Here is an 11,034-nt window from a genome sequence, read left to right as displayed (position 1 = left end):
AAAATCCACAACGGAAACCAAAACCTAAAGCAGCTGAAGATTCCGGTTCAAATACCAGACTCGCATCGTTGAGCTGCAATTTTTCCAAGCTGTCACGTAAATCCTCAAAGTCATCATTATCAAGAGGGAAAATACCCGCAAATACCATGGGTTTAACTTCCTCAAAACCGTGAATCATTTCGCCGGGGTTTTCTGCCAGCGTCAGGGTATCACCTACTTTGATTTCTTTAGATTGCTTTATCCCCGTAATGATATAGCCGACATTACCAGCAGCAAGCACCTTCTCTGGTTGATTATCCATTTTTAGGACTCCAATCTCATCCGCAGAATACTCCGCTCCGGTAGCGATAAATTTCACCTTGTCGCCCTTACGCAAGGTACCATTCAGCAATCTTATATTTGCAATAACACCCCGAAAAGGGTTGAAAATAGAATCAAAGACCAAGGCCTGTAATGGAGCTTCCGGATCACCTTTGGGAGGAGGAATACGGTCGACAATTGCTGCTAAGATATCTAGAACACCTTCTCCAGTTTTTCCACTAGCAAGCACAATATCGTCACTGCTGCCACCAATGAGATCAATAACCTGATCTGATACCTTCTCGACCATAGCGCTAACCATATCGATTTTATTGAGTACCGGAATGATTTCCAGGTCATGTTCTAAGGCCAAAAAGAGATTCGATATGGTTTGAGCTTGAATACCCTGGGTAGCATCGACGATAAGTAGTGCCCCTTCACAAGCAGCAATGGAGCGAGAAACCTCGTAGCTAAAATCTACGTGGCCAGGAGTATCTATAAGGTTAAAAACATATTCCACCCCGTCAGTGTGCTTGTAGTTCATCTGCACTGCGTGGCTTTTTATCGTAATACCTCGCTCCCTCTCTAAATCCATATCATCCAAGGTCTGTTCCTTCATGTCACGATCAGCTACCGTGTTGGTTGTTTGCAACAGGCGATCAGACAAAGTACTTTTGCCGTGGTCAATATGGGCAATCACACAAAAATTACGAATATGCTTCATCTCGCAAAGATAAGTTATTTTAATATCTCGTTTCTTCTTATTTCTGTAAAAAATCAAAGCAACTTATAGTAAATAAGCAATAAGCCCCGTTAGAGACATGAACCTTATCCATTGCGCAATATAATTGCTGGATATTTTCTAATTTTCCCATCACTACTTCCGCCTGTATGAGACTTCTACCTTTCTTATTTCTACTACTCAGTTTTCAGTTAACCGCTCAATTACCAGGAGTATTTGATTCATTACAATTGAATTTTTCGGATACCCTCTATTTTGACAGTGGAAAGGCTGATCTCAATATTACAGCACAACAGACACTAGCGAGCTTTCCTTCTTATACAAACGCCAGCAACCGTATCTATCTAACCGGTCATACAGATGCCATTGGCCCACTGGAGTACAATGAAGATTTAGCAAAAAGGAGAGCAGGTCAAGCACGTGAATTCCTATTGGAAAAAGGATGGCCGGAAGAAGCAATGACTATCCAAACCTTTGGAGAAAGAACACCTGTAGCGAGTAATGATACGGACCAAGATCGTAGTCGTAATCGCAGGGTTACTATTGACCTTTTTCAAGCAGTTCCTTATCGACAATTCTCTGGTCAGGTAAACAATCCTAATGATCAACAGCCCATTCCAAACGCCAAGGTCAGGATTCACAATCGAACCTTAGCAGACACACTATTTACTGACGAAAATGGCCAGATTGAGGTCGACTTACCCCTTGATTCTGTCGTTGGGATTGATGTCTATGCCAAAGGCTTCTTTCTTGATACCAAGATGATAAAAGTAAGTCCGAAAACCAAGCAAGAACTTAGCTTTGAGCTTGCACCAGCAACAGAGGGAGAGGTCGCTACCATCAAAAATTTATTCTACGTAGGCAATGAAGCTATTTTACTGCCTGGATCTAAACCAGAGTTACCCAAAATTCTACGTTTCATGCAAATCAATACTCACCTTAGAGTAGAGATCGCAGGCCATGTGAATTACCCCAATCGCCCTCCTGTAACAGAAGAAACCTCAGAATGGAACCTGTCTGTACGCCGGGCAAAAATGGTGTATGATTATTTACTGGAAAATGATATTCCTATAGAGCAACTTAGTTACAAAGGTTACGGAAACCACGAAATGGTCTATCCCAAAGCTTCTACAGAGGTGCAACAGGCAGCCAATCGAAGGGTTGAAATCCGCATACTCGGCGACCTTCCGGAAAAGAGGTAAGACTCGATAATCGCTTTGCCTAATCTTACCTCATCTTGGCTTCGTATACAGTACCTCTCCCCTGCCCTCTTTTTTGGAGTAATCCGCTATCTGTTAACCGTTTCAGGTCATACTTAACGGTATTTCGACTTACTTCAGGCAAGAGTGCATCAATTTCCCGCACCGCCAGCACACCTTCTTTCCTAATAAAGTCTAATACTTTGCGCTGGCGGGGATTCAGGTATAATACTTCGGGCTCAGACACAATGGACTGTTCGTCGTCGGCTAAGCGCTCCGTTATTTTACGGATGGCCTTGAGAAAGAAATACAACCAACGACCAATCTCTTCCTCTTCTGTTCCTCGATGACGTTGGGCAGCCATAAGTGCCTTGTAGTAAGCCGCCTTATCTTCTTCGATTACGCGCTCCAAGCTGGAATAAAGTACAAATTCATACCCTGCTTGCAACAGTAACAAGGTGGTCAATAATCGGCTAAGGCGGCCATTACCATCCTGAAAAGGATGAATGGTCAAAAACTCGTAGACAAAGGCTCCTATCCTGATTAAAGGGTGCTCACTAGCCATCTCGGTATCATTGAACCAATTGACCACAGCCTCTATAGCAACACCTGTAAGCGCGGGGTCGGTCGTTTGAAAAATGACTTTTTGCTCGCCATCTGCTGTAGTAGCTACCACTTGATTGGAAACCTTCTTGTAGTGCCCTCTGTGATGTGCATCTTTGGCACTATAGCGCAGTAGCTCATTGTGAAATGCTTTAATCAGCGTCTCCGTTAAGGAGAAATCACGATACTGTTCCTGTATAATTTCTAAAGTCGTATAGTAACCGGCAACCTCTTGTTTGTCACGGCTTTCCAATTCCTGAATACGAAGATGCTCTACAAGTTGAGCTATTTCTCCATCAGTCATTTGATTACCTTCTATTCTATTAGAAGAGCCAACACTCTGGACCGTTGCCAATTGGCGCAACTCACGCAATTGGTCGGTACTGAGGTTTTCTTGTACTTTCCATGCACGATTGTATGCATCAATCTCCTTGATGACTTTATTAACCGAGGTGCGGGTAAGGTAATCTAACTGTAATAATCTTTTCATTATCCAAATATATCCATTTATATCCGAAAATTCAATGGTCGCTACAGTTTTCCACCAACACAAGCAAGATTTAGCCGCGCAGTAGGCTTATTTATTTACTATCCTTAAAATAAATTGATAAAGAGCAAAACCAACAGCAGTTGAATAATCATGGTCCCGTCTAATAAACCGGTAAAATAATAATCGTGCTTTTCAGGGGTTGCTTTCCAGATGAAGACTCCGCTTGTTAAGGCTGAAAATATCAAAGCAAAGAAGACGCTTAAGTCATAGATTCCTAGCCAGTAATTAAGGAAAACCAAGATCATCATAAGAAATAATGAACCGAGCGCTATGTACTTTGCTTGCAAAATGCCCCATTGACCAGGGAGCGTGCTCACAGCTGCCTCCTGATCCTGAAATAAATCACGAATATCGAAGGGAATGGTGATCGCAAAAATAAAGCAGGCTCTTTCCAGTGCCATCATCAAGACAGACCTGTCGATTGTTATTCCAGCAGATTGTGCGGGTGCAATTACCGTTATCCAGGCCCAAGCCAAAGCAATTAGGAAAATTTTCAGGTAGGGTAAATCCCTAAGGCGGCGGCCGTTCAAAAGTGGCAAAACATAACCAAGGGCTATCAAGTTGGGCACCAGCAAACTAAGCTTAAGGAAGGTAGGCAGTTGCCAATAAAAATAAGCCGAAATAACCGCTGCTATACCGGCATAGGCGATGATATGCCAGCGGTAGGTTTTCATTATTTCAAATCGACGCCCTTGGTGCCCCTCCCCTAGCATACGAAGTGCTACCAATCGGTGTAATGCATAAATGGTAAGCGTCCCACTGGTAATAAACCCATCAAGCGCACTCCAATGCCATATACCTTGTAGGAGTAAATGCGTCTGCACAGTCATTGCCAATGCCGCAGCCGCAATCCAGAAATGACCATAGAATAGCAGATTTACCAAGGAGCGCAACATATCCAAAAAAATATTGGCCGATACACCTACGGCCATGATGATTGTACCATGTTTGTTTTGAAAGCTTATCAGCGATCTAAAAAATTAGAGCTTGTCCGGAGAATCTCCGAACAAGCTCTAAAAGTACAAAAACGGAAGGCATGCTTAGAAGTATTTAAAGGATTGTCCTGCTTCAATTTTCAGCAAACTCTGATAGATAAGCTGAATAACTCCTTCTACATCCTCCTTATGTGCCATTTCTACCGTTGTATGCATATAGCGCAAAGGCAAGGAAATCAATGCCGAAGGAACGCCACCATTGCTATAAGCAAAAGCATCTGTATCCGTGCCCGTTCTTCGTGACGCAGCTTCTCGCTGTATAGCTATATCATTTTCCTCTGCGGTGTCAATGATCAGGTTGAGCAGCTTATTATGCACCGCTGGAGCGTAAGTAAGCGAAGGCCCTCTTCCTGATTTCACATCCCCATGTTTTTTCTTATCAATCAGCGGTGTGTGCGTATCATGGGTGACATCCGTAACAATGGCCACATGAGGCTTGATGGTCTCCGCTATCATCTCAGCACCACGCAATCCTACTTCTTCCTGAACAGAGTTGACGATATACAGAGAGAATGGTAGTTCTATATTGTTTTCTTTTAAGAGACGAGCAACTTCAGCAATACAAAAACCTCCCATTCGGTTATCCAATGCGCGCCCAACATAGTAGGTATCATTGAGCATTTCCATCTCATCGTCATAAGTAATGACGCAACCTACCGTCACCCCCATTTCCAGTACTTCTTCCTTATTTCGAGCACCAATATCGATAAAGATATTTTCTATCTTAGGTACCAGTGATGCATCCTTGCCATGGCGGGTGTGAATAGCCGGCCATCCGAATACACCACGAACAAGTCCTTTTTTGGTATGAATGTTTACTCGCTTAGACGGCGCAATAAGGTGATCAGAGCCTCCATTACGCACAACGTAGAGAAAACCATCATCTGTGATGTAGTGAACAAACCAGGAAATCTCATCGGCATGCCCTTCTATTACTACCCGGTAGTCTTTCCCTGGATTAATAATGCCGTAGACGGTGCCGTAATTATCAAGCTCATACTCATCAATATAGGGCTTGATGTACTCCAGCCACAATTGCTGCCCTGGTGCTTCAAAGCCCGTAGGCGAAGCATTATTTAGATAACGACGCAAAAAGTCTTCCGACTGTTTATTAATGATTGACATATTGTTCGTTGATTTCGCTGAAAATTACGATTAAGTATCGCGCAAAAAATGGGAAGTTAAAAATAATAATTAGGCTTCAAACTGTTTACTCCACGCAACAGGATCTTCTCGCCAGGTAATGAGCAAAGATTGTTCTTCTGCCGTAATGTAGCCACTCTCTACTGCTTCTTCCAGTAAAGCAGGGTAATGACTCAGTGTACTTATTGGGCAATTAGCCCCAGCAAAAGCTTTACTTGCTTCAGGAAAACCATAGGTAAATAAAGCCATCACTCCTGCAACTTCGCCGCCCGCTTGACGCAGTGCTTCCACCGCCTGAAGGCTACTGCCACCTGTGGAAATCAAATCCTCAATAACGAGATAGCGCCCACCGGTTTGCAATTCGCCCTCGATTTGATTCTGCCGTCCATGAGCCTTCGCTTTACTTCGAATATAAATAAAAGGGACTCCCAGGCGATCGGCCAATAAGGCACCATGTGCAATACCAGCAGTGGCTACCCCTGCAACACCAACGAAGGGTTGAAATGATTTTGCCGCCTCCACCAAGCTATCCTGAATAAACGATCTTACCTTTGGATGAGAAAGGACAATCCGATTATCACAATAAATAGGAGAACGCCTACCGCTAGCCCATGTAAAGGGGTTTTGCGGGTTCAGCTTTATTGCCTTTATTTGCAACAAATGCCGGGCTACAATACGATCTTGGTTATTCATAAGTCAAAAATTGCGAGCAAATGTACAAAATCTACATTAATGACCGACCGCTTACATTATGTGATCCTTTAGAAATGGCTCAAGAAGGTACCCCCAGAGACGGTCATTTAGTGGCTCGCTACCCTGGCAAAACCAAATTTATCCTCAATTATGTAGATTTATTAGAGAAGGGTTCGCCTCAGGTAAATGAAGTCACCCTTTTCCATACTGACTTGGAAGAACTCTGGCAGGCATTCTGTGACCACTATAAAATTGTAGAAGCAGCTGGCGGGTTGGTCTATAACTTCGCCCAGCAGTGGTTACTCATTTACCGCCGTGGTTCATGGGACTTGCCAAAAGGAAAAATTGACCCCGGGGAAAATCCTGAACAAGCTGCCATACGCGAAGTTCAAGAAGAAACGGGCCTCCGTGAATTGACTTTGGGAGAAAAATTACCTATGACTTACCACACCTATCGAGGTAAAAAAGACCAGCGTATTCTAAAACCAACTCACTGGTATGTGATGAACACTCCTGAAACACAATTGACTCCACAAACTGAAGAAGATATAGAGAAAGCAGTGTGGATGTCTGAGAAACAATTCTTTAGCGAAGAGCGCGTCGTCTACCCAAATATCTCTAGTATTTTGAAAACAGCCCCCAAAATACAATAAACTCACAATAAATAATTGGCCCAAGGTGCAGTTTAACCAAGTAATCTTTCGTTTTTACACACTCCGCGACTTATCTTCTATTATTATCGCAGCATATTGCAATTAAAACGTATCTTTGCTTCCGCAAATTCCAGATATTGCTATTAATCCAGGAACATGAAACGTTTATTACTTTTTTTCGGACTAGTCTCTTGTGTATTTCTAAGTGACTTATCCGCTCAAATGACGGCAAAAAGCCCAATGGCTAGTGCCTCCGCCACTTCTCCAGAATTGGCGTTCAACGATTGGTCGATTTACGCAGATCAAGAAAGCAACACCTACTTTATCGATTTTGAACAATTAGCACTCAATGTCAACACTGTCGTTGTCAAGAGTACTGATGGTCAAGTGATGTGGCAAGAAGATGTTTTCGACCTTCCGGTAAATTCTATCTACGAGTTGGATTTCAGTGGCTTCTCCGCCGGAGAGTACTTTATTGAACTCGAAGCCTTTACAGGTGTAATCAGAAAGATTGTCCAGCATAAAGGGTAAGCTTTTCTGATAATGACATAAGTGAGCAGTTTTTATTCAAAGCAGCTCCTATTTTTACTTTCTTTTCTGATCGTATACAAAACGGTCGGTTAACTACATTGTTAACCGACCGTTTTGTATTTACCCAAGAGGAGGATAATAAAATGCTTACTTCCGCTTATTGATTTCATCTCTAATTCTTGCGGCGCTTTCATAATCTTCCGCAGCAAGTACTTCATCTAAAGTAGATCGCAATTCTTCTACTGACATTTCTGTCAACTTAGTTTCTTCCGTTCCATCCTCAACTTCTCCAAAGTTCGAATCTCCTAAATTATCGTCATCATCGTCATCATCACTCTCCTGTAGTTCAACACCGGCGGCGTCCAAAATAAATTCATACGTATGAATAGGGCAGCCAAAACGAACAGCCAGCGCCAATGCATCAGAAGTGCGTGAATCAATTTCTATAATCTCGCCATCTTTCAGGCAAATAAGCCTGGCGTAAAAGATACCTTCCAATAAATTGTTAATAATAACCTCCTTGAGGTCAATATTAAAGACGTCAAGCGTGTTTTTAAACAAATCGTGACTCAATGGCCGGTTAGGCAGCATCCCTTCAATTGCAACAGCAATAGCTTGGGCCTCAAAACCACCAATGACGATGGGCAAGCGACGGGCGCCATCTCTTTCACCAAGTACCACTGCATAGTTGTTGGACTGGGTAACACTGTGAGACAGGGCGACAATATCTAGTGCGATCTTCCTCATATTCTGGCCTAAATAAGTAAATTCTAATGATAACGGCAGAAACATATAAAATATTTATCTGCCAAAAAAAGCTACTAAAAAAAGTAGCCGGGGCGCAAAGGTAGAAAAATAAGCAGGAGCTTGCAAAGAAGATTTACTGCTCCTTGGCTTGATTCCACAATGCATCCATTTCTGCCAAGCTCATTTCCGTAAGTTCACGATCAGCGTGAGCTTCAATATATTCAAACCGTTTTTTAAACTTTTGGTTGACTCGCTCTAGTGCTGTTTCTGGATCAATCCCTGTAAAACGGGCATAGTTTATCAAACTAAACAACAAATCCCCAAACTCCTCCTCCTGATGCTCTGTATTTGAGGTGGCCATTGCTTCTTTAAATTCTCCGATCTCTTCTTCTACCTTCTCCCATACCTGCTCACTGTTTTCCCACTCAAAACCCACTTGCTTGGTTTTATCCTGCATTCTGTAGGCTTTAACCATAGCAGGCAGTGATTTTGGAACTCCGCCCAACACAGATCGCTTACCTTTTCCTTCCTGCTGCTTTATTTGCTCCCAGTTTCTCTTCACCTCTTCCTCATCTTCCACCGTTACGTCGCCGTAAATATGTGGATGGCGATTGATTAGTTTATCACAAACAGCATTCAGAGCATCACTGATATCCCATTCTTTTTGCTCATCGGCAATCTTTGCGTAGAAAACCATGTGCAACAACAAATCGCCAATTTCTTCTTTTACCCCTGTTAAATCCTTTTCAAGGATAGCATCAGCCAACTCGTAAGTCTCTTCTATGGTCAAATTTCGAAGGCTTTCCATAGTTTGTTTTCGATCCCAAGGGCACTGCACGCGCAATTCATCCATAATGGTCAATAAACGATCGAAAGCTTCTAGCTGGGGTTTCATAAGAATTCGTATTTTTGCGGCGACAAAAATACTGAACTTTTGCCCCTCTCAAGGGGTTTTAAAGGAAACTTAATCTTACTACATGGAATTCCTGTCTGTTTTAGCGATCATCTTTGTCACTTTTGGTATTTCCTTTATCCTGATCAATATCCGGCACATCGTGACGGGCAATGAATTTCGGGGTACCTGTGCAACCAACAATCCGATGCTAAAATCAAAAGTTGGAGAATGTACCGTTTGTGGTAAAAAGCCAGAAGAAGATTGTCAAATGCCTACCGTCAAATAAGGTAGAAACATTAAACACGCAATTTTTTCAAAAAAAGAGCACCTATTTCGTGGGCGCTCTTTTTTTGTTTTCAAAGCTGTTTAGCGTTTTTTTGGCCTACTAACAGAAGAGTTCCTCTATAATCTGACTCCGCAGGCTTCTACTCACCGGAATCTTTGCACCACCTACCTCTAGCAAGTTCCCTTCGATCGACGTTACTTTCTGTCGAGCAATCAAATACGATTTATGGACGCGCATAAACTGCGCTGTAGGCAGTAGGTTTTCCATGTTCTTCATCCGCTCAAAGGTGACGTATTTATTATTTTCACAAACAATTCTCACATATTCTTTCATTCCTTCTACATAGACAATCTCACTAATCTTTACTCGTACCAGTTTCCCGTCAACCTTTATAGGCAGATAGGTAATAGCAGCGTCTTTTTCCTCTCCCTTTTGCTGATGATTAATCCCTTTTTGTAGGGCCTGTAAAAACCGAGGAAAGGAAAAGGGCTTCAGTAAATAATCGACAGCGTTTAAGTTGAAGGCATCTATTGCATAATCCTTATATGCTGTCGTAAAAACTGTAGCAGGCCGCTTCTCTAGTCCTTTCAAAAAATCTACGCCGCTTAAGGAAGGCATTTGAATATCGAGAAACATGATGTCTACTTCCTCTTGTCGCAATACTTCCATGGCTTCTAAAGCTGATTTACACTTGGCTATAAGCCGCGTACCTGGAACTTGCTGAACATAGCTTTCCAAGAGATTAAGTGCCAGGTATTCATCGTCTACCAGAAGTATTTTTGTTGTTTTAGGTGTCATTTTATCTTTTTAATCGCTAATTGAATACGAAAGTGATCTTCACTTTTTTCTTCTATCAACTGGTAATGCCCCGAATATTGAAGCGCCAACCGGCGACGAATATTTTCCAAGCCTACCCCACCCTGTTCGTCTTTCTGAGATTGGAATGGGTTAAAAGAGTTCTTTGCTGAAAACATCATTTCATCTTCATCAATCAATAACTCGAGGTGAACGTACCCATTCTCATTTTCAGCAAGATCACTGTGTTTAAAACAATTCTCGACCAAAGGAATCAACAACAAGGGTTCAATCAAATACCCTTTTCTTGGCAACTGATAAGTGAACGTGATGTCCTTTTGTTCTTCATACTGCAACTGAAAGAGTTCAATGTACTCTTCAAGTATGGTGATCTCTTTAGCAAGGGGTACTTTCTCCTGCTGAGCATCGTAAATGACGTACCGCAACAAATCGCTTAGACGTAAAACTAAGGGGGCTGTTTTTTCGGACTTCACCACCGCCAAGCTATAAATATTATTGAGCGTATTAAAAAGAAAATGAGGGTTCATCTGTGCACGCAGAAATTGAATTTTTGCTTCGCGTTGCTCTGCTAGCAATGCTGTTTCACGTTGTTTCAGGCGAATTCGCGAGCGTACGAGCTGGTACAAAAGACTAATTAACAGGGTTCCAATATTCGTGACTAAAGCGCCGATAAAGAAAGAAAAAGCGTCAGGGGTATAATAAAGAGACGCATCCTCTAGGTACGAAAACTGACGATTGACATAAAAGCGGATTATTGTCACCACCGCAAAAACAATAACTAGTCCGGTCCCAAATTGCCAATACTTTCTCCGTTCGTAATAATACCTATAGGTCATTCCTGTACCATAGAAAAGAACGGCTAATAAGCCCGTATTCAGTAC

13 protein-coding genes are annotated in these 11,034 nt (G+C 42.4%); 4 read left to right on the top strand and 9 right to left on the bottom strand.

Going from position 1 to position 11,034, the window contains the following annotated elements; translation table 11 throughout:
* On the bottom strand, positions 1-1,024 hold a 1,024-nt coding region (gene lepA, locus ACRBG0_RS27250), incomplete at its 3' end, for a translation elongation factor 4 (RefSeq protein WP_431489988.1).
* A 167-nt stretch (positions 1,025-1,191) separates the two neighbouring features.
* On the opposite strand from lepA, the gene ACRBG0_RS27245 reads away from it, so the two are divergent.
* Complete coding sequence (locus tag ACRBG0_RS27245; RefSeq protein WP_431489987.1) at positions 1,192-2,244, top strand: OmpA family protein; 1,053 nt, start codon at positions 1,192-1,194, stop codon at positions 2,242-2,244.
* Positions 2,245-2,269: 25 nt separating this feature from the next.
* Here ACRBG0_RS27245 and ACRBG0_RS27240 read toward each other — a convergent pair whose 3' ends face one another.
* From ACRBG0_RS27240 to pyrE, 4 genes are all read right to left on the bottom strand, one after another.
* Positions 2,270-3,334: a Fic family protein gene (locus ACRBG0_RS27240; RefSeq protein ID WP_431489986.1), complete on the bottom strand. Its 1,065-nt coding sequence runs from the start codon at positions 3,332-3,334 to the stop codon at positions 2,270-2,272.
* Between the two features lie 104 nt (positions 3,335-3,438).
* A complete protein-coding gene (locus tag ACRBG0_RS27235) occupies positions 3,439-4,326 on the bottom strand; it encodes a hypothetical protein (RefSeq protein WP_431489985.1) in 888 nt (295 codons plus the stop codon).
* A 108-nt stretch (positions 4,327-4,434) separates the two neighbouring features.
* Positions 4,435-5,514: a M42 family metallopeptidase gene (locus tag ACRBG0_RS27230; protein ID WP_020534433.1), complete on the bottom strand. Its 1,080-nt coding sequence runs from the start codon at positions 5,512-5,514 to the stop codon at positions 4,435-4,437.
* A 69-nt stretch (positions 5,515-5,583) separates the two neighbouring features.
* Positions 5,584-6,225: an orotate phosphoribosyltransferase gene (gene pyrE / locus ACRBG0_RS27225; RefSeq protein WP_431489984.1), complete on the bottom strand. Its 642-nt coding sequence runs from the start codon at positions 6,223-6,225 to the stop codon at positions 5,584-5,586.
* A gap of 20 nt (positions 6,226-6,245) precedes the next feature.
* Here pyrE and ACRBG0_RS27220 point away from each other — a divergent pair, with 20 nt between their 5' ends.
* On the top strand, positions 6,246-6,878 hold the full coding sequence (locus ACRBG0_RS27220; RefSeq protein ID WP_431489983.1) for an NUDIX hydrolase: 633 nt from the start codon (positions 6,246-6,248) through the stop codon (positions 6,876-6,878).
* A 156-nt stretch (positions 6,879-7,034) separates the two neighbouring features.
* The gene (locus ACRBG0_RS27215) at positions 7,035-7,409 is read left to right on the top strand and encodes a hypothetical protein (RefSeq protein ID WP_431489982.1); all 375 of its coding nucleotides are present in this window, start codon (positions 7,035-7,037) and stop codon (positions 7,407-7,409) included.
* 147 nt (positions 7,410-7,556) lie between these two features.
* Here the strand turns inward: ACRBG0_RS27215 and ACRBG0_RS27210 are convergent, their stop codons facing one another.
* Entirely contained in the window at positions 7,557-8,156 is a 600-nt protein-coding gene (locus ACRBG0_RS27210; protein ID WP_431489989.1) for a bifunctional nuclease domain-containing protein, read from the bottom strand.
* A gap of 133 nt (positions 8,157-8,289) precedes the next feature.
* Entirely contained in the window at positions 8,290-9,051 is a 762-nt protein-coding gene (gene mazG, locus ACRBG0_RS27205) for a nucleoside triphosphate pyrophosphohydrolase (RefSeq protein ID WP_431489981.1), read from the bottom strand.
* 82 nt (positions 9,052-9,133) lie between these two features.
* On the opposite strand from mazG, the gene ACRBG0_RS27200 reads away from it, so the two are divergent.
* Positions 9,134-9,337 carry a hypothetical protein gene (locus tag ACRBG0_RS27200; protein ID WP_431489980.1) on the top strand — a complete coding sequence of 68 codons (204 nt, stop codon included), beginning with the start codon at positions 9,134-9,136 and terminating at the stop codon, positions 9,335-9,337.
* Between the two features lie 99 nt (positions 9,338-9,436).
* Here the strand turns inward: ACRBG0_RS27200 and ACRBG0_RS27195 are convergent, their stop codons facing one another.
* Both ACRBG0_RS27195 and ACRBG0_RS27190 read right to left on the bottom strand, forming a co-directional pair.
* Entirely contained in the window at positions 9,437-10,135 is a 699-nt protein-coding gene (locus ACRBG0_RS27195) for a LytR/AlgR family response regulator transcription factor (RefSeq protein WP_431489979.1), read from the bottom strand.
* On the bottom strand, positions 10,132-11,034 hold a 903-nt coding region (locus ACRBG0_RS27190; protein ID WP_431489978.1), incomplete at its 5' end, for a sensor histidine kinase. The genes ACRBG0_RS27190 and ACRBG0_RS27195, both read right to left, overlap by 4 nt.

The sequence above is a fragment of the Lewinella sp. genome (assembly GCF_050633125.1).
In the GTDB taxonomy this organism is placed as follows: Bacteria; Bacteroidota; Bacteroidia; order Chitinophagales; family Saprospiraceae; genus Lewinella.
This window is presented reverse-complemented; position numbering and strand designations above follow the sequence as displayed.